A 22,442-nucleotide genomic window follows, 5' to 3' on the forward strand; every position below is an offset into this window, starting at 1 on the left:
AATCTTTCGGCTCCGAAGACATTTCACGCAAGCGGGCATGTGCGCATGCCGCACTCAACCATTCGTCTAACGCATGGAATTGCGGGTTGGCATTTCCATCTCGCTGTCTAAACTCGCCGCTGTTCGCGTCAGGGAGGCGACGCGGCCGCTATTTCAGGGAGGAAATCACCATGTTCCATTTCAGAACGAAATTTGTTGCTGTCGGCGCAATGGCGCTGTCGCTTGGCCTCGGCACCGTATCGGCAGGCGCGCAGGAATTCATCAATGTGCTGACCGGCGGCACATCCGGCGTCTATTATCCGCTCGGCGTGGCGCTGTCGGAAATCTACGGCAAGGGCATCGAAGGCGCCCGCACCCAAGTGCAGGCGACCAAGGCTTCGGTCGAAAACCTCAATCTGTTGCAGCAGGGCAAGGGCGAGATCGCCTTTGCCCTCGGCGATTCCGTCAAGCTGGCCGCCGAAGGCAATGCCGAGGCCGGTTTCCCGGGCAAGCTCGACAAATTGCGCGGCATCGCCGCCATCTATCCCAATTACATCCAGATCGTCGCCAGCCAGGAGTCCGGCATCAAGACGCTGGCCGACCTCAAGGGCAAGAGCCTGTCGGTCGGCGCACCGGCGTCCGGCACCGAGCTCAACGCCCGCGCCATCTTCGCCGCCGCCGGGCTGAAGTATGAGGATCTCGGCCGCGTCGAATACCTGCCCTTCGCCGAATCGGTCGAGCTGATCAAGAACCGGCAGCTCGACGCCACGCTGCAATCGGCCGGGCTCGGCGTCGCCTCGATCCGCGACCTCGCAACCTCGCTGCCGATCAATGTCGTGGCGGTTCCCGCCGAGGACGTCGCCAAGATCGGCTCGCCCTATCTTTCCGTGGTCATTCCCAAGGGCACCTATGAGGGCCAGAGCGAGGATGTCGCGACCTCCGCAGTCGGCAATTTCCTCATCACCCGCGCCGATGTCTCCGACGAGACCGCCTATCAGATGACCAAGCTGATGTTCGACCATCTCGACCAGCTGGCCGCAGCACATGCCGCCGCCAAGGCGATCGACCCGGCCAAGGCGCTCGCCGGCATGCCGGTGCCGCTGCACCCCGGTGCGGAGCGGTACTACAAGGAGAAGGGGCTGCTGAAGTAGGGCGGGGAGCAGTTCGGCAAATTCGATATGTCTTCGCCAAGCACCCCCTCGCACCACAATTTGCTCGCTTTGGAGTACGCCGGATGAGCGAAGCAACGTCTGGAACAGCACCCGACGGCAAATCCACCACCTTCCATCTCCCTGTCGTCGAAGAGCAGGTCGAAGGGCTGCCGCCCGGTTTCGGCGACGGCATCGCCGGCAAGGCTGCCTTTCTCATCGCCGTCGCCTTTTCCGTGTTCCAGATTTATGTCGCCGCCTATGGCAGCATTCCGAGCCAGGTGGTGCGGGCCATGCATGTCGGCTTCCTGCTGCTGCTCGGCTTCGGCCTGATCGCCAATCTGCGCACCAAAAGCATGCCGGCCAAGGCCATTTTCTGGACGCTCGGGGGGCTCGGCTTCGGCACCGGCCTGTACAATTGGGTGTTCTACACCGACCTCATCCGGCGCTCCGGCTTCCTGACCACACCGGACCTGATCGTCGGCGCGGTGCTGGTGGTGCTGGTCTTCGAGGCCGCGCGGCGGCTGATGGGGCTGCCGCTGGCGATCATCGCCTTCATCTTCCTTGCCTACTGCTTCGTCGGCAACCATCTGCCGCCGCCGCTCATCCATCGCGGCTATGATTTCGCCCAGCTCGTCGACACCTTCGCCTACGGCACCGAGGGCATCTACGGCACGCCGATCTATGTCTCGGCCGCCTATATCTTCATCTTCGTCGTCTTTGCCGCCTTCCTCGAACGCGCCGGCATGATCGCGCTGTTCAACGATTTCGCGCTCGGCCTGGTCGGTTCGTGGCGCGGCGGCCCGGCGCAGGTCTGCGTGCTGTCGTCGGCGCTGATGGGCACCATTTCCGGCTCTGGCGTCGCCAATGTGGTGGCCAGCGGCCAGTTCACCATCCCGCTGATGAAGCGCTTCGGCTTCCGCTCGGCTTTTGCCGGCGCCGTCGAGGCGACCTCCTCGATGGGCGGCCAGATCATGCCGCCGGTGATGGGCGCGGTCGCCTTCATCATGGCCGAAACGCTGAACGTGGCTTACGCCGAGGTGGTGAAGGCGGCGATCATCCCGGCGCTGCTCTATTTCGGCGCCTGCTTCTGGCAGGTGCATCTGGAAGCCGGCAAGGCCGGCCTGCATGGCATGGCCAAGGCGGACCTGCCCAATCCGTGGGACGCGGTTCGGCAACACTGGCCGCTGGTGCTGCCGCTGGCAGCGCTCATCTACCTGCTGTTTGCCGGCTATACGCCGATCTTCGCCGGCACGATGGGCCTGGCGCTGACCATCGTGCTCATCCTCGGCACGCCGCTGGCGGCAGCGATCGGGCCGCTCGCCTTCCGCATCGTCTTCTGGATCGCGCTCGGGCTTGCCGCCGCCTCGTTCATGAAGTTCGGCGTCAACCTCCTCGGCCTGGTGATCGCCGCGCTGATCGTCGCCTGCTTCACGTTCAAGGGCGGCCGCGAGACGTTGCAAATCTGTGTCGACTCGCTCGCCGAAGGGGCCAAGAACGCGCTGCCGGTCGGCATTGCCTGCGCCATTGTCGGCATCGTCATCGGCACGCTGACGCTCACCGGCATCGCCTCGACCTTCATCGGCTGGATCATCTCGATCGGCGAGGACAATCTGTTCCTGTCGCTGGTGCTGACCATGGTCACCTGCCTGGTGCTCGGCATGGGCATCCCGACCATTCCCAACTACATCATCACCTCGTCGCTGGCCGGGCCGGCGCTGCTGGAACTCGGCGTGCCGCTGCTGGTCAGCCACATGTTCGTGTTCTATTTCGGCATCATGGCCGACCTGACGCCGCCAGTGGCGCTGGCAGCGTTTGCCGCCGCACCGATGGCTAGGGAAAGCGGCCTGAAGATCGGCATCCAGGCGACCAAGCTTGCCATTGCCGGCTTCGTCATACCGTTCATGGCCGTCTACACGCCGGCGCTGATGCTGCAGGACGCCGGGCCGATCGCTGCCCAGTTCGGCTATCCGGTCGAGGTCGCCTACATCGTCGCAAAAGCGTGCATGGGCATCGTGCTGTGGGGTGTCGCCGCCGTCGGTTTCCTCGCCAGCCGCATGGCATTGTGGGAACGGCTCGTCGCCTTCGCCGCCGGCGTGCTGCTGGTCGCCGCGGTGCCGCTCACCGACGAGGCCGGCTGGGTGCTGGCGCTGGCCTGGATCGGCTGGCACTGTTTTCGAGCGCGGCGGGCTTCAGTCAGACCATGAGCCTGTGCATCCTGGCCGCCGGCAAGACGGTAACGCTCTCCGTCGCCGCCTTCACGCTGTCCTGGACGCATTCGGTGGAACGGACGCGCTGGGAGGAGGACTGGAAGGTCACGCCTACCGGCCTGCAGCTGGTCGAGGCGCGGATCAAGGGTTCGGGCGCCGGCATGGAACCACCGGAAGGTGCGGTGCTGAAGGATGGCTGGTGGATCTATGCGCCTGATGTCGGCCCGCAGCGACGCGTCGTGCTTGCCGCCTCCGGCGCGACTGGTGACGGCTGGACACTGTGCTCGGTTCAGGACTGCAGGGAACTGGGCAAGACGGCCGGCGATACGATCGCGCTGGAGCCGTGCGGATCGGACGGCACAAGCCAGCCGCGATAACGCATCGGCCGGGTGAGAAATCTCGCCGGGAACGCGGAAGCGGCTTCCTCGGAGGCTTCGAACGATGTGGGCCGCGATCACAGCCACATCGGCAACGCAAATGAACGATGCGGCAGCCAGAAGCCATCGGCGTCGACGATGAGACGCTTCACGCGCTGCTTCCCAGAGCCACGTTTTCTAGCCAAGGAACCGCTCCCGCAGATCGGGTGCGGGGATCTCGCAGCTGTCCTCCTGCCGAACAGAGCGTAGCGGTTCCTGGCGATGCGATCGTAGAGCCAACCACGCAGCGGGCGCGGCAGCAGCAACAGCGCTTTTGCCACCCGCCAGGGGCCAGCCGAGTTCCGCCATGACGGCGACGAAGCTGTCGAGCCGCGTGAAGGCGACGCCGTCGATCAGGACGAGATTGGTTTCGTAAGAGTCCGTGCGCAGTCCATGCTTCCGGAACAGCGTTTCACCGAAGGGCGACTGCGCGGTGGCGAAGCGGAAACGGCCTTGGCGGTCGAGCCTGATCACCATGCGCACGAAGCCGGAGCAGAGCACGCAGACGCCATCGAAAACGATCAGCGGCTGGCTTTAATCAAAGGGCTCAGAGGGACTTGATTGGGAATGGTCGGTCACGCTGGCCTCGGCTGCTCGTGTCCTATGACACTAAGCCAGCCGAAGGCGGCATCAAAGCCGTGGCGATGTCGCACGCCGCCGGTCGGCGAGAGCGGGACGCTCGGCGCGATAGGTGGTGGCGCGGGTAGTGGCGGCCGGCCTGCAGATCCTGCTGTCGTGGCGATTTTCGAAAGCCATGATCAGTGCGCGCCCAGCGAGTTGCCGCGACGGGCGCAGGCCGGGCCGGGGCCGCGCATGTAATAGCGCTCGGGCCGATAGGTCGGCGCGACGAATTCGCGGATGGCGGCGGCATAGCCGATGAGGTGCGCGAGGAAGTTCATTACCCTTGTCCCTGTCCCGATTTTCGGATGTCCCTTCCGAATTGCGGTCATCATAGCGTCGAGGCGTGAATAGTCGGTGAACGTGATGTTAATATCTGGTCGAAAATGCCCCGCTTCGTGGCTGGATTGCGGCTGATTCGGGGTCTTTCGGTGCAGTTGGTCGGCATTCCGGCCAATGTGACTTTTGCATCACATATGTTTCGTTTGAATGTCGCCTGCGTGCGGTTCTGTTTCAACTTTTGCGGCGTCCGTGAAATTTAGGGGCTTGGCGACTTGGCGCCCGGGAAACGACCTTTGCATCTGAACGCCCGCGTGGCGGAACTGGAGCGCGGTCTGTCCGTTCTCACCTTCATCTCGTTCTGGAAGGGAAGAATCATGGCGCCGCGTCCGGCCTGGAAAGGCTATCTGAAGCTTTCGCTGGTCACCTGTGCCGTAGAACTGACCAATGTCGTCACCCACACGGAGCGGGTTTCGTTCCGCATTCTCAACCGCAAGACCGGCAACACCGTGAAGCGCCTCTATGTCGATGCCGAAACCGGCAAGCCGCTGGAGGAGGATGAGGAGGTCAAGGGGTATGAACTCGACGATGGCGATTTCATCCATATCGAGGAGGACGAGATCGAGGCGGTACAGATCGAATCCTCGCACACGATGGCGCTGGACGGTTTCGTCGACAAAGCTTCGATCCAGCAGATCTATCTCGATACGCCCTATTATGTGGCCCCGGCCGACAAGGTGTCGGAAGAGGCGTTCGCCGTCATCCGGGATGCGATGGCGGGCAAGAAGATGGCCGGGCTGGCGCGTATCGTGCTCTACCGACGCGAACGGCCGGTGGTCATCGAGCCGCTCGGCAAAGGGATGGTGCTGACGACCCTGCGCTACGACAATACGGTGCGCCAGCCGGACACCGTGTTCGGCGACATCGAGCCTGTAAAGACCGATCAGGAGATGACGGACCTCGCCGAGTTGATCATCGACAAGAAGAAGACGAAGTTCGACCCTTCGAAATTCGATGACAAATACGAGGAGGCGCTGCTGGAGCTGATCCGCGCCAAGAAGGCCGGCCACAAGGCGCCGAAGGCCAAGGCGGCACCCAAACCTTCCAATGTCGTCAATCTGTTCGACGCGCTGAAGAAGAGCCTGTCAGATTCCGGATCATCGAAAACGTCTTCGTCGGCGAAAGGCAAGCCGGCGGCCAAACGCGCCAAGCCGAAAGCCAGCGCGCCCAAACGCAAATCGGCCTGAGGACACGGACGAATGGCCAGCCTCGAACAATATCACTCCAAGCGCGATTTCAAGAAGACCGCCGAACCGGCCGGCAAGGTCGCCCGGACCAAGCAGGACGGCGCAGGCGGCATCTTCGTCATCCACAAGCACGCCGCGACGCGGCTGCATTACGACCTGCGGCTCGAGCATGACGGCGTGCTGTGGAGCTGGGCGGTGACGCGCGGCCCGAGCCTTGATCCGCATGAGAAGCGCCTGGCGGTCCATGTCGAGGACCACCCGATCGACTATGCGCCGTTCGAGGGCACCATTCCCAAGGGAGAATATGGCGGCGGTTCGGTCATCGTCTGGGACGAGGGGACCTGGACCCCCGAGATCGACCCGGCCAAGGCGATGAAGAAGGGCCATATCAGCTTCGAGCTCAAGGGGCACAAGCTGCACGGCCTCTGGCACCTGGTGCGGCTGAAGCCGCGAGCGGGTGAAAAACGCGACAATTGGCTGCTGATCAAGTCGGACGATGCTGCCGCGCGTCCCGGCGAGGACATCCTCAAGGAGGCGCCGGAATCGGTAAAGTCCGGCCTGACGATCGAAGAGGTCGGCGAGGGCAAGACCGCCAAGGGCGAGAAGCCAAAGGTCTGGCATTCCAACAAGCCGGCCGCCGTCAAAATGAAAGCCGGGGCCAAGAAACTCGACTTCATCGAGCCGCAGCTGGCCACGCTGGAGCGCGATGCGCCGCCGGGCAAGGACTGGCTGCATGAGGTGAAGTTCGACGGCTATCGCATGCAGGCGCAGATAGCCGGCACCGATGTGCGGCTGCTGACCCGCACCGGCCTCGACTGGACGAAGAAATTCGGCGGCGAGATCGTCGCGGAACTGGCCGGGCTGAAGTGCAGCGACGCCATCATCGATGGCGAGGTGGTCGTGCTCGCCGACAGCGGCGTCTCGTCTTTCGCGCTGCTGCAGCAGGATCTGTCGGCGAAGCGGACAAATCGCTTCATCTATTACGTGTTCGACCTGATGCGCCTCGATGGTCAGGATTTGCGCCGCGAGCCGCTGGTCGAGCGCAAGCAGGCCTTGCAGGAGTTGCTCGGCGAACAGTCCGAAAATCCCGCCGTCCGCTTCAGCGACCACTTTTCCGAACCTGGCAAGATCATGCTGGAGCATGCCTGCCGCATGGGCCTGGAAGGCGTCGTCTCCAAGCGTGCCGATGCCCCCTATCGCAGCGGCCGCGGCCCAACCTGGGTGAAGTCGAAATGCACGGCGCGGCAGGAATTCGTCATCGGCGGCTATCTGCCGTCGGACAAGACCGGGCGCGGACTGCGCTCGATCCTCGTCGGCTTCCACGAGGGCGGCAAGCTGCACTATGCCGGTCGCGTCGGCACTGGTTTCTCCGGCAAGGGCGCCAATGAGCTGAAGGCAAAACTCGATGCATTGACGGCAAAATCATCGCCCTTCTCCACCGCCGTGCCGAAGGGCAAGGGCCTGGTCTGGGTCAAGCCCGAACTTGTCGGCGAAGTGGAGTTTCGCAGCTGGACCTCGGACCGTATAATACGCCACGCCTCGTTCCAGGGATTGCGCGAGGACAAGCCGGCGGAGGAAGTGGTGCAGGAAAAGCCCAAAGCGTCGACAGGCAAGCCAACGACAGGCAAGAGCACGGCCAAGCCGGCATCGGGTGGCAAAGCCGCCGGATCGATGACGACCACGGTAAAACTCTCGCATCCCGACAAGCTGCTGTGGCCGGACGAAAACATATCCAAGCGGGGCCTGCTCGACCATTACGCGCAGGTGTGGCCGCGCATGGAACAGTTTGTCGTCAACCGGCCGCTCAGCTTGGTGCGGGCGCCGGACGGTGTCGGTGGCCAGCGTTTCTTCCAGAAGCATGCCTCGGCCGGCATGAGCGACAAGATCGCCCGCATGAAGGACCCTACCGACGGCGAGGAGATCCTGTACATCCGGGATTTCGATGGCGTTGCCGCACTGGTCCAGTATGGCGTGGTCGAGATCCACATCTGGGGGTGCACGATCGATGAGATCGAAAAGCCCGACCAGATCATCTTCGATCTCGATCCCGATGAAGGGGTCGACGTGAAGACGGTCCGCGAGGCGGCACTCGATATCAGGGGCAAGCTCGACGAGCTGTCGCTGCCGAACTTCGTCAAGACCTCGGGCGGCAAGGGCTACCATGTGCTGGTGCCGCTGAAACCATCGGCGGATTGGGATGCGGTGAAGAGCTTCGCCCATGATTTCGCCAGGGCGCTGGAGCAAGGTGCCCCCGACCGCTACACGGCGACGCTGTCGAAAAAAGCGCGCACGGGAAAGATCTTCGTCGACTATCTGCGCAACGGCAGGGGCTCGACGACGGTCGCGCCCTATTCGTCACGCGCCAAGAAGGGCGCCACCGTGTCGATGCCGGTGACCTGGCCAGAGATCGAGGCCGGCCTGGCGCCGAACGCTTTCCCGATCGGCGATAAGACGACGTTGAAACAGCTGGCGAAAGCCGATCCGTGGTCGGATTTCTTTAAGCAGGGCAGGGCTCTGAAGCGGGGTTAACGCTTCGCCCGTTCAGGACAGAAACACCTTCTCGAACGCCTGTTTGCCCGGCGGCGAGAAGATCACCGCGCGGCTGTCCTTCTCGCGGCGCGCCCATTTCTCGGCAAGGATCTTGTCGAGGATGGCGGCGCCCAGTGTGCCGGCGAGATGCGAGCGCCGCACGCTCCAGTCGAGGCAAGCGCGGCATACCGGCCGGCGCGGCTTGGTATAAACGTCGATGCCGATGGCAGCGAAATGCGAAGCCGCCGATGGCCCGAGCCTGATCTCCTGTTCGTCGCGGACCAGTACGTTCTTGGCGACGAGCCGATCGAGCATCGCCACCGCCTGCTCGCCGGCGAGGTGATCGTAGCAGACGCGCGCCACGCGCATCGCCCCATCGCGCGGACCCGGCCGCACACGCTTTGGACCGACGGCTTCCGCAACGCCTGTGATGGCTTCGATCATGCCGGCCACCTGCGGTCCGGCGAGGCCGTAATAGCGATGCCGGCCCTGGCTCGCCACCGTGAGCAGCCCACCTTCCATCAGTTTGCCCAGGTGCGAGCTGGCGGTTGGCAGCGAAACGCCGGCCTCGAGCGCCAGTTCGCTCGCGGTCAGCGCCGTGCCGCCCATCAGGGCATTCAGCATGTTTGCCCGCGCCGGGTCACCGACCAGGCTGGCGATGCGGGCGATGTCGGGTCCTTCGCGCATAGTTCGTTCCCCATCGAAGCATTCTTGTCAGATAACCACTATTCTCCGATCAGATCAAGGAGATGACGATGACCGCACGATCCGCTTTCGCCTCAGCCCCGCTCCCCAGCCGTCGATTCTTCCCGTTCGTCATCTGGTTGCGTTGGCGACTGTTGGCCCGCTGGTATGACCGCCATCTGCAGCGTCTCGGCCTTGCCGAGATCGACGATCATCAGCTGCGCGACCTTGGCCTTACACGGCAAGACGTGCGCCGCGAATGCGCGAAATCCTTCTGGCAGTCCTAGCAGACGAGGCGACACGACGTTTCGACGCCGCTCGAACTATCGATGCGGCAACCAAGGAGACCACCATGACCATCACCTGCTTCATCCGCTACGAGATCGACCCGTTCGGCAAGGCGGCCTTCGAGGAGTATGCGCGCAATTGGGGCCAGGCCATTCCACGCTGCGGCGCCGATCTGATTGGTTACTACGCGCCGCATGAGGGCTCGGCGACGACCGCCTATGCCGCCTACAACATCGACAGCCTGGCCGCCTACGAAGCCTACCGCGCCCGGCTTGCCGCCGATCCCGCCGGCAAGGCAAACTACGAGTTCGCCAAGCGCGAGAGATTCATCCTGAAGGAGGACCGCATGTTCCTGAAACACGTCTCGGGCCCGCACGCGAAACTGGTGCTGCCGTGATTGCCGTCATCTTCGAGGTCGAGCCGGCGGCGGGCCGGCGTGATGCCTATCTGAGCATCGCCGCCGATTTGCGTCCGCTGCTTGACGGCATAGACGGCTTTCTCTCCATCGAGCGTTTTCAGAGCCTGGCCGATCCGAACCGCATCCTGTCGCTGTCGTTCTGGCGCGACGAGGAAGCCGTGAAGGCCTGGCGCAACACCGAGGAACACCGGCAGGCGCAGAAGGCCGGTCGTGGCGGCATCTTTGCCGGCTATCGTCTGCGCATCGCCCATGTGGTGCGCGACTATGGACTGACCGAGAGGGAAGAGGCGCCGGCCGACAGTCGGGCGGTGAATGGGTGAGGCTCCCCCTTCCCTCCTTGCGGGGGAAGGAAGAAACTACGCATTCCCGATCAGCACGCCGGCCGCGAACACCAGGGCGCCGCCCAGCACCACCTGGAAGGCGGCACGCAGGAAGGGCGTCTGCATGTAGCGGTTCTGGACAAAAGCGATTGCCCACAATTCGAAGAACACCACCACCGCGGCAACCCCGGTCGCCGTCCAGAAATGCGGAATGAGATAGGGGAGTGCGTGTCCGAGACCGCCCAGCGTCGTCATGATGCCGACGGTCAGACCGCGCTTGATCGGCGAGCCGCGGCCCGACAGCTTGCCGTCGTCTGAAGCGACTTCGGTGAAGCCCATGGAAATGCCGGCGCCGATCGAGGCGGCAAGCCCGACCAACAGCGTCTGCCAGGTGTCATGCGTGGCGAAGGCGGCAGCAAAGATCGGCGCCAGAGTGGACACCGATCCGTCCATCAGCCCGGCCAGCCCTGGTTGCACATAGGTGAGGATGAACTGGCGCTGCTCGGCGGCGGTCTCTTCATCCTTCACTTCGCCCGGCACATGTTTCTGCTCCAGCCGCTGCGCCAGGGTCTCATGGCCCAGTTCGGCCACCGCCAGATCGTCGAGCAGTTTTCGCGTCGAGGCATCTGCCGTGCGCTTGGCCGCCTCGACATAGAAAAGATAGGCCTGCCGTTCCATTGCCTCGGCCTGGCTGCGCACGTGCTCGATGCCGAGCGGCCGCACCAACCAGTCGGGCTTGCGCTCGTAGTAGCCCTTCACATGTTCGCGCCGGATCAGCGGAATGCGCTCGCCGAAACGCTTGCGGAAAAGCGCGATCAGCGCATCGCGATGGCCATCCTCTTCCTCGGCCATCTCCTCGAACACTTTTGCCGATTGCGGGAAGTTTTCCGTCAGGCCGTCGGCATAGGCCCGATAGATGCGTCCGTCATCCTCCTCGGACGAAATGGCCAGCGCCAGGATCTCCTGTTCGGAGAGCGATTCGAAGGGACGGCGGCCGAAGCCGAAAACACGGGAAAGCATGAGGAATTCACCCTAGTTTAGAATAGTTCTAAACTAGGACGAGATATGCCTCCGGTCAATTGCGCGCGCGGCCGCGGTCAAGAATTGTTGAAGCTCGCAAGCCGGGTTGGCCCTTCATTATCAGTGAATGTTCACCTATATAATTTGACCCAACCAGAACAAGGAACCGGCAGATGACGGCAAAACAGCCTCCGCATCCCTATGACCCAAAGCCCGTTCTCGATCTCATCGCCAGCATCGAGGCCGACCTGCAGCGCCTGAAGGGCCTGGTCGAACAGCAGGTCGAGAAATTCGACCCCGCCAATCCGCACAACAAGGCGCCGGATGGCAAACTGACCGAGGAAGGCGTCGAGTGCTGCTACCGCATGTTCGACGAGGGCAAGTCGCGCTACTCGGTCGCCCAGCAGATGAAAATCTCCTTTGCCGCCGCCAGCCACCGGTTCAACAACTGGCGCAAGCTGGGTGGGAGCAAGAGGCAGCGGACGTTGCTGGGGTGAGAAGCCGGTTCGCCGCAGGCGAATTGAAAGATCCGGCGGACCTTTCAAAGGGCTCGAACCGGGGGGCTGCCGCAGGCAGCGAGCCCCCGGCTGGCTCACTCGAGCGCAGTGCGGAAATCGCGGTGAGATGTCGGCGGGACAGCGTGCAGCCGTGCCGTTGGCGACCGCCCCGCCAAACTTTGTAACGGTCACATTTTTTCATTGGTGCGCCACATCTGTTTGCGGGCATCATGGAAAAACCTCTGTCCACTGGACCTCACATGACCGCCACCACACCTCCCGGCATTGCCGACATCCGTGCTGCCGCCGCGCGTCTCTCCGGCCTGATCGTTGAAACCCCCTTGATCGAATCGCAGGAGCTGAACAAGCGCTTCGGCGGCCGCATCCTGTTCAAGCCGGAGACGCTGCAGCGCACCGGCTCGTTCAAGTTCCGTGGCGCCTACAACAAGCTGTCGTCGCTCAGCGAGGAGGAGCGCCGCCGAGGCGTCGTCGCCTTCTCGTCGGGCAATCATGCGCAGGGCGTCGCGGCGTCGGCGGCGATGTTCGGCGTCAAGGCGGTGATCGCCATGCCTTCAGACGCGCCGGCGATGAAGATCGCCAACGTCCGCAAGATGGGGGCGGAGGTGGTGCCGTTCGACCGCTTTCGCGACGACCGCATGACCGTGGTTCGCCCTTACATGGAAAGAGGCATGGTGCTGGTGCCGCCTTTCGACGACCCGGCCATCATTGCCGGCCAGGGCACGATCGGCCTCGAATTGATGCGCCAGGCAAAAGTGCTTGGCGTCGACCTCGACGCGGTTGTCGTTCCCTGCGGCGGCGGCGGCCTGACCAGCGGCATTTCGGTAGCCGTCAAGGACGCCTCGCCTGACACTGCGGTCTGGGCTGTGGAGCCCGAGCATTTCGACGACACCCGCCGGTCGCTGGCCGCCGGCGCCAGGGTTTCGAACGAGCCCGGCCATAGCTCCATCTGCGACGCGCTGCTGACCGCCGAGCCCGGCCTGATCACCTTCGAGATCAACCGCAGGAACCTCACTGGGGCCATCGCCGTCTCGGATCAGGCGGCGGCGCAGGCGGTGCGCGACGCCATGGCCTATCTCAAGCTGGTGGTCGAGCCCGGCGGCTGCGTGGCGCTGGCGGCACTGTCATCGGGCGAGATCGAGCTGTCCGGCAAATGCATTGGCGTGGTGCTGTCCGGCGGCAATGTCGATTTCGGCACTTATGCCGGGATCATGGCGGCGGCTTGAGACGGCGATGTCCAAGGGGATCTGATATGGAGTATCTGGAGACAGGCTCCGTCTTGGATCACTCCTCGCCCGCCGCCAAATCGTCGCCGCGCTGAGCATGGTCCTCTACCGCCCGCTCACGCGTTCCGAGCTGCCCGACGATACAGCATCCCTTGCCCGAACCCTCATCGGCAAGATCGTGGTGCGCGAACTGCCCGAAGGCATCGCCAGCGGCCGCATCGTCGAGACAGAGGCCTACGTCGTCGGCGATGCCGCCGGGCACGGCTACCGGGGCCAGACGCCGCGCAACCGTTCGCTGTTTCTCGGTGCTGGGCACGCCTATGTCTATCTCGCCTACGGCATCTCCTACATGCTCAATGTCTCGAGCGAGATGCCGGGGGTCGGAACCGGCGTGCTGATCAGGGCGCTCGAGCCGCTCGAAGGCATTGCGATCATGCGGCTCAATCGCGGCATCGACCGCTTGCGCGACCTGGCGCGGGGACCGGGAAGGCTCGCCCAGGCGTTGCGGATCGATCGTTCGCTCGACGGGCTCGATCTTTGCCGCAAAGGCCCGCTATGGCTGGCAACCGACGAGCATCAAACCGGCGACATCGCCCAAGGCATCCGGATCGGCATTACAAAGGATGCCGATCGCCCGCTGCGGTTTTACGTCAAGGGGAGCGCCTTCGTCAGCGGCCCGAAATCGCTCAACGGTTAGTGGCAGTACAAACCATGGAGATTGGCGAAAGCATTTCTACCTTCGTCATCCACGGGCGTAGCAAGGAGCTAAGCGACGCAGCGCAGACCCGAGGATGACGACGCCGCAAAGGCTGGTACCAAGACTGGGGAGGTCGTGCGGCGTCTAATCCAGCGTCCGCCTGAACCGCACCAATGCTACGCCGGCAAACAAAGCCACGAACACCACCAGCCAGCCGATCTCCGTTGCCACCGCTGGCAATTGCGCGCCCTTCAGCATCACCGCGCGGGTGATGCGCAGGAAATGCGTCAGCGGGAAGATCTCGCCGAAGATCTGCGCCCAGTCCGGCATGCCGCGATAGGGGAACATGAAACCCGACAGCATGATCGACGGCAGGAAAAAGAAGAAGGTCAGCTGGAGCGCCTGCATCTGCGTGCGGGCGATGGTCGAAATCGTATAGCCGAGCAGCACCAGCGCCAGCACGAAGATCAGCACGGCGGTCAGGAGCAGCGACATCGATCCGGTGAAGGGGATGGCGAACAGAAGCTTCGCCGCCGCCAGCACCACCACCACCTGCACGCCGCCGACCGCCAGGTAGGGCAGCACCTTGCCCATCATGATCTCGAGCGGGCTGGACGGCATCGCCAGAAGGTTTTCCATCGTGCCGCGTTCGGTCTCGCGCGTCAGCGCGATCGAGGTCATCATCACCATGGTCATCTGCAGGATGACGCCGAGCAGGCCGGGCACGATGTTGTATTGCGAGATGCCTTCGGGATTGTAGCGCCGGTGTACGACGACATCGAGCCGACCCTTGGCGGCCTCGGCGGCGGCCTCCTGCGTGCCTTGCGCCCTCAGCAGCGCCTGACTGGCGACGGTGCCGAGCGTCGAGATGGCGCCGCTGGCCACCGCCGGGTCGGTGGCGTCGGCCTCGATGAGTATCTGCGGGTTGTTGCCGCTCTCCACCCTCTTGGCGAAATCGGCGGGGATGGTGACGACGAAGGCGACGTCGCCCCGCGATATCAGAAACTCGGCCTCGGCGGCACTTTGCGCGACATGGTCGAAACGATAGTAGCCGGTGGTCTGCAGCGCCGCGACAATGGCCCGCGTATAGGGATCGTTGCTCGTCGCCACGAGTGCTGCCGGCAGGCTTTTCGGGTCGTTGTTGATGGCGTAGCCGAAGAGCACCAACTGTATCAGCGGCACGCCCAGCATCATGGCGAAGGTGATGCGGTCGCGCCGCATCTGGATGAATTCCTTGATCAGCAGCGCGCCAAGCCGGGCGAAGGAAAAGACGCTGTTCATGCCATGTTGTCCTTCGAGCCGGACATGAACTGGATGAAGACGTCCTCGAGGCTGGTTTCGCCGGGCGAAACTTTCACGTCCTTGTGCTCTCTCTCGACATCCGCGAGTGCGGCTTCGAGCTTCTTCCTGTCGGAGCCTACGACATGCAGCGTCGCGCCGAACGGCGCCACCTGGTCGACGCCGGGGCGGCCCTGCAGCGCTTCGGCGACCTGATCGAGCCGTGGACCTTGCAGCACAAACGTGGTCAGCCCGGCATTTTTCACCACTTCGGCGACGGTGCCGGTGGCCAGCATCTTGCCATAGGAGATGTAGCTGATGCGATGGCAGCGCTCGGCCTCGTCCATGTAGTGGGTGGAGACCAGCACGGTCAGCCCGCCGCTGGCGAGGCGATGGATCTCGTCCCAGAACTCGCGCCGCGCCTTCGGGTCGACGCCGGCCGTGGGCTCGTCGAGCAGCAGCAGCTTCGGCTTGTGCATGATGCAGGCGGCGAGCGCCAGACGCTGCTTCCAGCCGCCCGACAAGGTGCCGGCGAGCTGGTTGCGGCGCGACGTCAGGCCGAGGTCCTCCAGCGTGCGCGCGACATGCTCCTCGACCGGCTTCAGCCGGTAGAGCCGCGCCACGAATTCGAGATTCTCGCCGATCGTCAGATCCTCGTAGAACGAGAATTTCTGCGTCATGTAGCCGACTTCACGCTTGATGCGCAGGCTGTCGGTGCGGATGTTGAAGCCGAGCACCGTGCCTTCGCCTTCGTCCGGCGTCAGCAGTCCGCACATGATGCGGATGGTGGTGGTCTTGCCGGAACCGTTCGGCCCGAGAAAGCCGACGATCTCGCCTTCGGCGACCGACATCGTCACATGGTCGACGACGGTCTTGTCGCCAAAACGCTTGACCAGGTCATGGACGTCGATGGCGTTCATCTTACGCTGTCCGCCAGATCGACATCGACGATCTGGCCCGGTTGCAGCGGGCCGGCATCGCCCTCCGGCCGCGCCTCGACCAGGTAAACCAGCTTCTGCCGGTTCTCGAGCGAATAGATCACCGGCGGGGTGAATTCCGGATCCGGCGAGACGTAGCTGACCCGCGCCTTCACATCCGGGCCGCAGCCGTCGCAATGGACGCCGAGCAAGGTGCCGACCTTGACCGAGGAGAAGGCGGCTTCGGGTATATAGACGCTGAGCTTCACCGCACCGTCGGGCAGGATCGAAATGACCGGTGCGGTCGGGCCAGCCGTGTCGCCCGGATTGCGGATGACATCGTTGACGCGGCCCGGAGAAGGCGCTGCCAGCACACGCTTCGACAGCCGCCATTGCGCCTGCTCCAGGGCCGCCTGCGCCTGCTTGACCTGGTTGTCGGCGGCCTTGATCGTCTCAGGCCGCGCCGGCAGGCCGCCGACGGCGAGATTGGCGGTGGCCTGGCCGACCTGCGCATTGGCCGTTTCGAGCGTGGCCGACGCGGTGTCGAAATCCGCTTGCGTGCCGGCACCGCGCTTGAACAGATCGGCGGCGCGGTCGTATTTGCGCTTGGCGTCGGCGGCCTGGGCGCTGGCCATATCGACCTCGGCCCTCAGCACCGCGATCTCTTCCGGCCGCTTGCCGATCTGCAGGTCGGCCAGTTGCGCCTGCGCCTGGGCAAGGCCGGCCTGCGCCTGCGCCACGGCGATCTTGGCATCGGCGCTCTCGAGCGTCACAACGGTGGTGCCGGGCGTGACACGGTCGCCGCGCTTGACGGTCACGGTCTCGACCTGCGCCACCTCGATCGGCGCCAGAAGCACGTAGTCGCCTTCGACATAGCCGACGGCCAGCGGTGCTGCCGGGGCACAGGCCGAGAAGAGTTGTGCGGCGAGCGGCAGCGAACACAGAAAGCTCATGGTCTTGGCCCCTTTGTCTTTGCCCCTTTTCTGACGGCCAATATGGCCTTGAGATTGCCCGAAGTGACCGCCACCACCTTTGCGGCCTCCGCGGCACCGATATCGGGCCAGCCCATGCGGCGCATCACCGCCTCGCGGCCGATACGGAAATAGATGACCTGGCCGATCAGCGTGAACACGGTCAGCCTTGCGGCCTCGCTTTCGGCGGGCTCGCCGGTTGCCTGTTCCCAGAGCTGGCACAGCCGGCGATGGCTCGGCTCGAAGACGCCGTCATAGATACGATCGAGGGCCGCCGTTGGATGGGAAAGTTCGCGCAGGATGAACTGCACGATCTCGCCGGCCTGCGGACTGGCCACGACAAAGCCGACCATTCGCTCCAGCGCCGCGAAGAGCTGCGCCTGCGCTGCCTCAGGACCGACCGGCGCGGGCGCCTGCGCATTGCCGAGCGCCGGGCCGGCGACCGTCTGGATGGTTTCGACGATAAAGTCGGCGGCCGCCGTGCGAAGACCCTCCTTGCCGCCGAAATGATAGGCAATCGAGCCGATATTGGCTTGCGCCTCGGCGGCGATCTCGCGCGTCGAGGTGCCGTCGAAGCCCTGCCTTCCGAACAGCTTCAGTGCCGCCTGGACAAGGGCAGCGCGCGTCATCTCGGCGGGAGATGTTTCGCGGCGAAGATTCTTGGCATCGGGCTGCTTGATCATCTCGTGACTTTAATCAATCGATTGATTAAAGTCAATTCACGAGCGTCAATCCGTGTATGTCACCGTCTTGCCATGGGGAGCGGCAACCGCTTTAGTGCGCGGCCATGGGCAAGGAAGTCGAACGAAAATTCCTGGTCACCAGCACCGCATGGCAGGAGCTGGCCGAGGCGGATATCCGCATCCTGCAGTTCTACCTCGCGGCCGGTCCCGGGCGCACGGTGCGCATCCGCATCAGCGATGGCACTTCCGCCGAGCTTACGCTCAAATTCGGCAGCAAGGCGCGCGAACGCGACGAATTCGAATACCCGATCCCGTTGGCGGAGGCGGTGGAGATGCTGGACTTCGCCATCGGACGTGTCATCGAGAAGACACGTCACCATGTTAGGCACGGTGGCTATCTCTACGAAGTCGATGTCTTTGGCGGTGCGCTTGCGGGACTGGTGATCGCCGAACTTGAGACGCCGGAGGACGTGCCGGACGAAATGCTGCCTGATTGGCTCGGCCGTGAGGTCACCGGCGAGTCAAAATTCTACAACGCGTCGCTCGCCCTCGGGGGGATACCGGAGATCGCCGCATGAGCTTTCGCATCGATCCGCGCCTGCCGCTGACCGGCGAGGTCAGGCGTATCCTTGCCGAGGAAATCGGCAAGGCATTGGTCCATCTTGACGCCGCGCGCAGCCGTCCGGAACAGGCGGTGCACAAATGCCGCAAGCGGTTGAAGAGTGCGCGCGCCTTGCTGCGCCTTGTTCGTTCCGGTGACGAAACATTCTGCGAGACCGAAAATCAGTGCTATCGCAACGTGGCGGGCCTGCTTGCCGGGCCGCGCGAGGCGACGGCGCTGATCGAAACCATCGACCGGCTGGCGGCAAGCTTCCCCAAGGAGAGCGCCGACGATGGGCTTACTGCTGCGCGCGACAGGCTGATCGCGCGCCAGCATGAATTGCACGAGGGCACGGGGCTCGAAGCGGCAATCGGTGCTGCGACCGCCGCCTGCGAGGAGGGCCTGCACCGCATCGACGCGCTGGCCTTGCCCGACCAGCCGGAACAGGCGGCCGACGTGCTTGCCGAAGGCGCCCGCGTCACGCTGCGTCGTGCCAGGAAGGCGCTGGACAAGGCCGGATCGCGCGGCGCGGCCAATGATTTCCACGATTTACGCAAGGCAGCCAAGACCCACGGCATGCATCTGTCGCTGCTCGGCAGGCTGTGGCCGACGCCGATCAAGGCCCGGCGCAAGGCGGTCGACGAACTGGGCGAGCGGCTGGGCGACCTGCACGATATACTGGTGATGCGCGCCCTGCTCGAGGCCGACGACCAGCCGCTCGGGCCCCCCAAGGACACGAAGCTTCTGGCCAAGCTGTTGAAACGGTCGGAGAAGCAGTTGAAGAAGAGCTGCCTGGCCGAGGCGGCCGAGCTGTTCGGCGACAGTCCCAAACGCTCGACACGCAAACTGGCCCGCAAGGCGCGCGACGATCTGGCTGCGCCGCCGGAAGAGGCCTCGGCATCGTAGGCTGACTTGGCGCTTTTCCTCTCGATCCGGACGGGGGAGAGTAAGGGCGTGCGCTAGCCCTCATTACCCGCCCATGCTAATCGCCATGGAGCATGACCGAGCCCGGCGACACGCTTCTGGATCGACTTGGCCGCTGGCTTGCCGGCCGGCTGCAGGAAGAATCATCCGGCTACGAGCCCTACACACCGTCCGATGCCGAGACGCTGCGCCGCACGCTTGAGCCCGGCGACATCCTGCTGATCGAGGGCAACCAGAAGATCTCGGCGGCGATCAAGTACCTGACCCAGTCGACCTGGTCGCATGCGGCCTTCTATATCGGCGATGCCTTGCCCGCGCCGGCAGACGGCTCAGAGCGGCCGCGCCTGATCGAGGTCACGATCGGCGAAGGCTGCGTCGCCGTGCCATTGTCGCGCTACCGCACCTACAACACCCGCATCTGCCGGGCGAGCGGGCTGGCGCCGGAGGATCGCGACAAGGTCGTCGCCTTCATGATCGGCAGGCTCGGCCTGAAATACGACCTCAAGAACATTTTCGATATGCTGCGTTTTTTCTTCCCGACGCCGCCGGTGCCGGTGCGCTGGCGGCGCCGCATGCTGGCCTTCGGCTCCGGCGACCCGACACGGGCGATCTGCTCGACACTGATTGCAGAGGCCTATGGCCAGATCCGCTATCCGATCCTGCCCGAGATCACCCGTGCGCCCGGCCGCGCTTCGGCGCAGTCTAACTATTCGCGCAAGGAAATCCTGCACATCCGCCACCACTCGCTGTACACGCCGCGCGATTTCGACCTGTCGCCCTATTTCCGCATCGTCAAGCCGACACTGGAATATGGTTTTGACTACCGAGCGGTGACCTGGGACGACAAGGCAGACACAGAGGCCGCAGCTGTAAAGGCTGGCGCGATCGCCTCAGACACGTGATGGCTTTCGGCCTGGGTCAGGACATGTCCCTATGGCGAGGCCTACCGGTATCCAGCCGAGGTGCAGGCATTTCACATGGCGGCCTGTATCACGCCGAAACCGCAATAGATCTGTGTTCGACCCAGACATGGACCGGTTCGTCCCGGCCGCGGATGCTCACCGGTCCATGATCGCGCGCATTCAACTGTGTCGTGGGCGATTCCACCTTCGCGGCCTCAATCAGTCGTGACCCAAAGCAAATACTCGCCTGAAGCTCACGGCAGAGCGACTGCAAACGGCTGGCGACGTTGACGGTGTCGCCCACCACCGCGAAAGACAGATTGCGCTCGCTGCCGACCGCGCCGATGACCACTGCGCCATATTGTGCACCGATCCGAACGTCCAGCGGCGGGTACCCCCTGGACACCCGCTGGACATTCCAGTCTTCGAGAGCGGCGACCATCGCTTCAGCGCACTGGATGGCCCGAGTCGCGTCGTCATGGCTGGCTTGCGGAACCCCGAATGTCGCCATGATGCAATCGCCGATATAGTTATCGACGGTGCCATGATGATCGAAAACGACCTGTTCCATGCGGCGGTGGAACTGACGCAGAAGTTCGAACACAGCTTCGGCCGGATGATCCTCGGAATAGTGTGTGAAGCCGACGATGTCGGCGAACAGCACCGCGATATCCTGCCGGCGGACCGGGCCGAAGGGCTCGTCATCGGTGGCGAGCTGGTCGACGACATTGGGCGAAAAATGCCGGGCGAGATTGGCGCGGGCGCGCTCTGCCTTGACATAGTCTTCCGACAGATGTCGGGAACGATAGACGACCAGCGCCATGATCGCGCCGATAATCAGCACAACCAACACGTTGGTCGCCTGCGCGAATGTATCGACGAAATGGGGGTTGAGATAGAGGTTCAGTCGCTCTGTCACCGGTAGCGAATAGAGGTTCGTCGCCGGAATGACGGTTCCCGGATGAGAAATCACCCATCCCACCCCGATCGCCCATGTCAGGGCCGCGAGCGCGCCGAGATAGAGCGCCAATCGTGTCGAAAGGGTCAGCGCGCCAAGGCATACGAAAATCAGCAGGAATTTGAAGCTGCCCTCGCGCAGTTGCATCGCGGCCGGCGCGACCTCCTGGGAAAACGGATTGGGCGTTACCAGCAGAACGGTCAACAGAATGATGTCCAGCGTGCCGACGAGATAGCCGATCCACCATCGCGCCGTGCGACGGCGTGCAAAGAGAAACTGGATCAGGCCGACGAGCTGGAACAGCACGAGGCCCGCCAGCACGAAGAGCAGCGAAGCATCCCAGCGGCTGATCAATGAAAAGAAGCAGGAGATCACAGCGAGCGATGCCGTACGGGCCCAGAACTGCAATGCAGCGCCCTGGCGTTCTGCGCGCGCCCGCAAATTTTTCAGGCGCGAATAGCGGCGAAGTTCAAGTGTTGGCGCGGTCGGCATGGGATCACTTCGATTTCACGGGGGACGTGTCAAGCATTCGGCAAACCCGCCTCTCCAGTCTGGCAAATCAGTGCGCGAACTCTATCATGAATGTGATTTCATTTTTGAACCGCGGCTGCGAAGAGCAAAGATGTCCGGACAAAGGATCATGGTGAAAACCGAAGCAGGACAGGCGGAGGCTTCCCTGTTCAGGTCACCAAAAACCGCAGCGCCCGGCGTATCCTGCTCGGGATGATTGGCCGTGTCAGGCCGGTAACGGGCGGCGTCCCTTTGCAGGAGCGGCGGGCCGATCGAACGCACCGGCATCTCGCGGATGCGGCCCGATCGGCATGATCGCGGGAAATGGCGTCGCGCCAAAGGCAAACGTAAATTTGTAGCCGACCAGCCCATCCTCCGGCGTGGTGTGCTGGTCGTGATGGGCCAGCAATTTGGCGCGGTCGGCGAGATCCTCCGCCTCACGCCGCACCATCTCCGCCGTCTCCGGCCGCATCCGCCTAGAGAAGCTGACGAAGGTCGCTTCGTTGTCGATATGGGTGATCGCCCAGCCGATGAAATTCTTGTTGGTCATTTCGAACAGCGGCCTGAGAGGCCCTTCGAAATTCCACTGGATAGGCGTCTCGACCAGCACCCTTGCCGTGAGACCCCGGCCGAGAGCGACCAGGCCCAGCTCCTCGAGATCGCGCAGATAGAGGAACATCGAGGCCTCGCTAAGGCCTTGCGAGCGCATGATGCCGTCGGGTGTGAACTTTTCCGACAGCATGACGAAGATGAACAGCAGCGCCGGCCGCCCTGCAAGCCTGCGCTCGATCTCCGGCGCGATGCGGTTGACCGGTCCCGGCCCCCTGTTCATCGAGCCGAGCACGTTCTCCAGCTCGACGCCGGCGGCAGCGCAGATCTCCATCAGCCGATCGAGCTTGCAGTTCTTCTCATGGAAGATGCGCTTCACCGTCGGTTCGGAAACGCCCATGCGTTCGGCGAGCTCGCGATAGGTGACGCCCTTCGCCTTCAGCGTCCGCTTCAGCGCCTCGAAGATCAGACCGTTCATCGGATGCACCTCTTGCCAGCGGTTTCGTATCAACTTTCGATACTATCGCTAATCAGCCTTTCGGAAAAGTATCGAAA

Annotated in this window: 24 protein-coding genes and 1 pseudogene; 14 read left to right on the forward strand and 11 right to left on the reverse strand. The window is 63.6% G+C overall.

Annotation, left to right across the window (positions count from 1 at the left end; genetic code table 11):
- Positions 1–170 precede the first annotated feature (170 nt).
- From EOA16_RS29030 to EOA16_RS29040, 3 genes are all read left to right on the forward strand, one after another.
- Entirely contained in the window at positions 171–1,130 is a 960-nt protein-coding gene (locus EOA16_RS29030) for a TAXI family TRAP transporter solute-binding subunit (RefSeq protein ID WP_127261214.1), read from the forward strand.
- Positions 1,131–1,213: 83 nt separating this feature from the next.
- Entirely contained in the window at positions 1,214–3,334 is a 2,121-nt protein-coding gene (locus EOA16_RS29035; RefSeq protein WP_127261215.1) for a TRAP transporter permease, read from the forward strand.
- Positions 3,331–3,714, forward strand: coding sequence for a DUF1850 domain-containing protein (locus tag EOA16_RS29040; protein WP_127261216.1), 384 nt, complete (start codon positions 3,331–3,333; stop codon positions 3,712–3,714). Before EOA16_RS29035 ends, EOA16_RS29040 begins: the two co-directional genes overlap by 4 nt.
- Before the next feature lie 77 nt (positions 3,715–3,791).
- Here EOA16_RS29040 and EOA16_RS33385 read toward each other — a convergent pair whose 3' ends face one another.
- From EOA16_RS33385 to EOA16_RS29050, 3 genes and pseudogenes are all read right to left on the reverse strand, one after another.
- On the reverse strand, positions 3,792–4,034 hold the full coding sequence (locus EOA16_RS33385) for a hypothetical protein (protein WP_245456046.1): 243 nt from the start codon (positions 4,032–4,034) through the stop codon (positions 3,792–3,794).
- Positions 4,035–4,050: 16 nt separating this feature from the next.
- Positions 4,051–4,278: pseudogene (locus tag EOA16_RS33600) on the reverse strand (DUF393 domain-containing protein); the annotation flags it as partial.
- A 233-nt stretch (positions 4,279–4,511) separates the two neighbouring features.
- The gene (locus tag EOA16_RS29050) at positions 4,512–4,652 is read right to left on the reverse strand and encodes a hypothetical protein (RefSeq protein ID WP_013528645.1); all 141 of its coding nucleotides are present in this window, start codon (positions 4,650–4,652) and stop codon (positions 4,512–4,514) included.
- A 375-nt stretch (positions 4,653–5,027) separates the two neighbouring features.
- On the opposite strand from EOA16_RS29050, the gene EOA16_RS29055 reads away from it, so the two are divergent.
- Together EOA16_RS29055 and ligD are read left to right on the forward strand one after the other, a co-directional pair.
- Positions 5,028–5,897, forward strand: coding sequence for a Ku protein (locus EOA16_RS29055; RefSeq protein ID WP_127261258.1), 870 nt, complete (start codon positions 5,028–5,030; stop codon positions 5,895–5,897).
- 12 nt (positions 5,898–5,909) lie between these two features.
- On the forward strand, positions 5,910–8,426 hold the full coding sequence (ligD, locus tag EOA16_RS29060) for a DNA ligase D (RefSeq protein ID WP_127261217.1): 2,517 nt from the start codon (positions 5,910–5,912) through the stop codon (positions 8,424–8,426).
- A 12-nt stretch (positions 8,427–8,438) separates the two neighbouring features.
- Here the strand turns inward: ligD and EOA16_RS29065 are convergent, their stop codons facing one another.
- Positions 8,439–9,113 carry a winged helix-turn-helix domain-containing protein gene (locus tag EOA16_RS29065; protein WP_127261218.1) on the reverse strand — a complete coding sequence of 225 codons (675 nt, stop codon included), beginning with the start codon at positions 9,111–9,113 and terminating at the stop codon, positions 8,439–8,441.
- Between the two features lie 68 nt (positions 9,114–9,181).
- Between EOA16_RS29065 and EOA16_RS29070 the strand changes: the two genes are divergently transcribed.
- The 3 genes from EOA16_RS29070 (at position 9,182) to EOA16_RS29080 (ending at position 10,136) form a co-directional block, all read left to right on the forward strand.
- Positions 9,182–9,397 (forward strand): DUF1127 domain-containing protein, encoded by a 216-nt coding sequence (locus EOA16_RS29070; RefSeq protein ID WP_127261219.1) that lies wholly within the window; start codon positions 9,182–9,184, stop codon positions 9,395–9,397.
- A 65-nt stretch (positions 9,398–9,462) separates the two neighbouring features.
- Entirely contained in the window at positions 9,463–9,795 is a 333-nt protein-coding gene (locus EOA16_RS29075) for an NIPSNAP family protein (protein ID WP_127261220.1), read from the forward strand.
- Positions 9,792–10,136: an antibiotic biosynthesis monooxygenase gene (locus EOA16_RS29080; protein ID WP_127261221.1), complete on the forward strand. Its 345-nt coding sequence runs from the start codon at positions 9,792–9,794 to the stop codon at positions 10,134–10,136. Before EOA16_RS29075 ends, EOA16_RS29080 begins: the two co-directional genes overlap by 4 nt.
- A 36-nt stretch (positions 10,137–10,172) precedes the next feature.
- Here EOA16_RS29080 and mbfA read toward each other — a convergent pair whose 3' ends face one another.
- Complete coding sequence (gene mbfA / locus EOA16_RS29085; protein WP_127261222.1) at positions 10,173–11,156, reverse strand: iron exporter MbfA; 984 nt, start codon at positions 11,154–11,156, stop codon at positions 10,173–10,175.
- Positions 11,157–11,329: 173 nt separating this feature from the next.
- On the opposite strand from mbfA, the gene EOA16_RS29090 reads away from it, so the two are divergent.
- The 3 genes from EOA16_RS29090 to EOA16_RS29100 all read left to right on the forward strand — a co-directional run bounded on the left by EOA16_RS29090 (position 11,330) and on the right by EOA16_RS29100 (position 13,594).
- Entirely contained in the window at positions 11,330–11,653 is a 324-nt protein-coding gene (locus EOA16_RS29090; RefSeq protein ID WP_024502197.1) for a hypothetical protein, read from the forward strand.
- Positions 11,654–11,913: 260 nt separating this feature from the next.
- Positions 11,914–12,897 carry a threonine/serine dehydratase gene (locus EOA16_RS29095; protein ID WP_127261223.1) on the forward strand — a complete coding sequence of 328 codons (984 nt, stop codon included), beginning with the start codon at positions 11,914–11,916 and terminating at the stop codon, positions 12,895–12,897.
- A 97-nt stretch (positions 12,898–12,994) separates the two neighbouring features.
- On the forward strand, positions 12,995–13,594 hold the full coding sequence (locus EOA16_RS29100) for a DNA-3-methyladenine glycosylase (protein ID WP_127261224.1): 600 nt from the start codon (positions 12,995–12,997) through the stop codon (positions 13,592–13,594).
- Between the two features lie 144 nt (positions 13,595–13,738).
- On the opposite strand, the gene EOA16_RS29105 is transcribed toward EOA16_RS29100, so the two are convergent.
- From EOA16_RS29105 to EOA16_RS29120, 4 genes are read right to left on the reverse strand one after another with little or no spacing between them, the layout of a single operon-like run.
- Positions 13,739–14,875 carry an ABC transporter permease gene (locus EOA16_RS29105; protein ID WP_127261225.1) on the reverse strand — a complete coding sequence of 379 codons (1,137 nt, stop codon included), beginning with the start codon at positions 14,873–14,875 and terminating at the stop codon, positions 13,739–13,741.
- A complete protein-coding gene (locus EOA16_RS29110) occupies positions 14,872–15,792 on the reverse strand; it encodes an ABC transporter ATP-binding protein (protein ID WP_127261226.1) in 921 nt (306 codons plus the stop codon). The genes EOA16_RS29105 and EOA16_RS29110 overlap by 4 nt, the downstream gene beginning before the upstream one ends.
- The gene (locus EOA16_RS29115; RefSeq protein ID WP_127261227.1) at positions 15,789–16,742 is read right to left on the reverse strand and encodes an HlyD family efflux transporter periplasmic adaptor subunit; all 954 of its coding nucleotides are present in this window, start codon (positions 16,740–16,742) and stop codon (positions 15,789–15,791) included. The genes EOA16_RS29110 and EOA16_RS29115 overlap by 4 nt, the downstream gene beginning before the upstream one ends.
- Complete coding sequence (locus EOA16_RS29120; protein WP_127261228.1) at positions 16,739–17,443, reverse strand: CerR family C-terminal domain-containing protein; 705 nt, start codon at positions 17,441–17,443, stop codon at positions 16,739–16,741. Before EOA16_RS29120 ends, EOA16_RS29115 begins: the two co-directional genes overlap by 4 nt.
- 104 nt (positions 17,444–17,547) lie before the next feature.
- On the opposite strand from EOA16_RS29120, the gene EOA16_RS29125 reads away from it, so the two are divergent.
- The 3 genes from EOA16_RS29125 to EOA16_RS29135 all read left to right on the forward strand — a co-directional run bounded on the left by EOA16_RS29125 (position 17,548) and on the right by EOA16_RS29135 (position 19,870).
- Positions 17,548–18,021, forward strand: a complete 474-nt coding sequence (locus EOA16_RS29125; protein WP_127261229.1) for a CYTH domain-containing protein — start codon at positions 17,548–17,550, stop codon at positions 18,019–18,021.
- Complete coding sequence (locus tag EOA16_RS29130) at positions 18,018–18,950, forward strand: CHAD domain-containing protein (RefSeq protein ID WP_127261230.1); 933 nt, start codon at positions 18,018–18,020, stop codon at positions 18,948–18,950. The genes EOA16_RS29125 and EOA16_RS29130 overlap by 4 nt, the downstream gene beginning before the upstream one ends.
- Before the next feature lie 92 nt (positions 18,951–19,042).
- On the forward strand, positions 19,043–19,870 hold the full coding sequence (locus EOA16_RS29135; RefSeq protein ID WP_127261231.1) for a YiiX/YebB-like N1pC/P60 family cysteine hydrolase: 828 nt from the start codon (positions 19,043–19,045) through the stop codon (positions 19,868–19,870).
- Between the two features lie 88 nt (positions 19,871–19,958).
- On the opposite strand, the gene EOA16_RS29140 is transcribed toward EOA16_RS29135, so the two are convergent.
- A complete protein-coding gene (locus EOA16_RS29140) occupies positions 19,959–21,320 on the reverse strand; it encodes an adenylate/guanylate cyclase domain-containing protein (protein ID WP_127261232.1) in 1,362 nt (453 codons plus the stop codon).
- A gap of 244 nt (positions 21,321–21,564) precedes the next feature.
- A complete protein-coding gene (locus tag EOA16_RS29145; RefSeq protein WP_127261233.1) occupies positions 21,565–22,365 on the reverse strand; it encodes a helix-turn-helix transcriptional regulator in 801 nt (266 codons plus the stop codon).
- Positions 22,366–22,442 lie beyond the last annotated feature (77 nt).

This window comes from Mesorhizobium sp. M7A.F.Ca.US.008.03.1.1, from assembly GCF_003997495.1.
Taxonomy (GTDB): domain Bacteria; phylum Pseudomonadota; class Alphaproteobacteria; order Rhizobiales; family Rhizobiaceae; genus Mesorhizobium.

Bases quoted from the DNA above. Each gene is read 5' to 3' on its own strand.
- EOA16_RS29095 (WP_127261223.1), top strand. From the start codon at position 11,914: ATGACCGCCACCACACCTCCCGGCATTGCCGACATCCGTGCTGCCGCC.
- EOA16_RS29075 (WP_127261220.1), top strand. From the start codon at position 9,463: ATGACCATCACCTGCTTCATCCGCTACGAGATCGACCCGTTCGGCAAG.
- EOA16_RS29070 (WP_127261219.1), top strand. From the start codon at position 9,182: ATGACCGCACGATCCGCTTTCGCCTCAGCCCCGCTCCCCAGCCGTCGA.
- EOA16_RS29035 (WP_127261215.1), top strand. From the start codon at position 1,214: ATGAGCGAAGCAACGTCTGGAACAGCACCCGACGGCAAATCCACCACC.
- EOA16_RS29120 (WP_127261228.1), bottom strand. From the start codon at position 17,443: ATGATCAAGCAGCCCGATGCCAAGAATCTTCGCCGCGAAACATCTCCC.
- EOA16_RS29100 (WP_127261224.1), top strand. From the start codon at position 12,995: ATGGTCCTCTACCGCCCGCTCACGCGTTCCGAGCTGCCCGACGATACA.
- EOA16_RS29110 (WP_127261226.1), bottom strand. From the start codon at position 15,792: ATGAACGCCATCGACGTCCATGACCTGGTCAAGCGTTTTGGCGACAAG.
- EOA16_RS29105 (WP_127261225.1), bottom strand. From the start codon at position 14,875: ATGAACAGCGTCTTTTCCTTCGCCCGGCTTGGCGCGCTGCTGATCAAG.
- EOA16_RS29090 (WP_024502197.1), top strand. From the start codon at position 11,330: ATGACGGCAAAACAGCCTCCGCATCCCTATGACCCAAAGCCCGTTCTC.
- EOA16_RS29125 (WP_127261229.1), top strand. From the start codon at position 17,548: ATGGGCAAGGAAGTCGAACGAAAATTCCTGGTCACCAGCACCGCATGG.
- EOA16_RS29050 (WP_013528645.1), bottom strand. From the start codon at position 4,652: ATGAACTTCCTCGCGCACCTCATCGGCTATGCCGCCGCCATCCGCGAA.
- mbfA (WP_127261222.1), bottom strand. From the start codon at position 11,156: ATGCTTTCCCGTGTTTTCGGCTTCGGCCGCCGTCCCTTCGAATCGCTC.
- EOA16_RS29030 (WP_127261214.1), top strand. From the start codon at position 171: ATGTTCCATTTCAGAACGAAATTTGTTGCTGTCGGCGCAATGGCGCTG.
- EOA16_RS29065 (WP_127261218.1), bottom strand. From the start codon at position 9,113: ATGCGCGAAGGACCCGACATCGCCCGCATCGCCAGCCTGGTCGGTGAC.
- EOA16_RS29115 (WP_127261227.1), bottom strand. From the start codon at position 16,742: ATGAGCTTTCTGTGTTCGCTGCCGCTCGCCGCACAACTCTTCTCGGCC.
- EOA16_RS29135 (WP_127261231.1), top strand. From the start codon at position 19,043: ATGACCGAGCCCGGCGACACGCTTCTGGATCGACTTGGCCGCTGGCTT.
- ligD (WP_127261217.1), top strand. From the start codon at position 5,910: ATGGCCAGCCTCGAACAATATCACTCCAAGCGCGATTTCAAGAAGACC.
- EOA16_RS29055 (WP_127261258.1), top strand. From the start codon at position 5,028: ATGGCGCCGCGTCCGGCCTGGAAAGGCTATCTGAAGCTTTCGCTGGTC.
- EOA16_RS29145 (WP_127261233.1), bottom strand. From the start codon at position 22,365: ATGAACGGTCTGATCTTCGAGGCGCTGAAGCGGACGCTGAAGGCGAAG.
- EOA16_RS29140 (WP_127261232.1), bottom strand. From the start codon at position 21,320: ATGCCGACCGCGCCAACACTTGAACTTCGCCGCTATTCGCGCCTGAAA.
- EOA16_RS29040 (WP_127261216.1), top strand. From the start codon at position 3,331: ATGAGCCTGTGCATCCTGGCCGCCGGCAAGACGGTAACGCTCTCCGTC.
- EOA16_RS29130 (WP_127261230.1), top strand. From the start codon at position 18,018: ATGAGCTTTCGCATCGATCCGCGCCTGCCGCTGACCGGCGAGGTCAGG.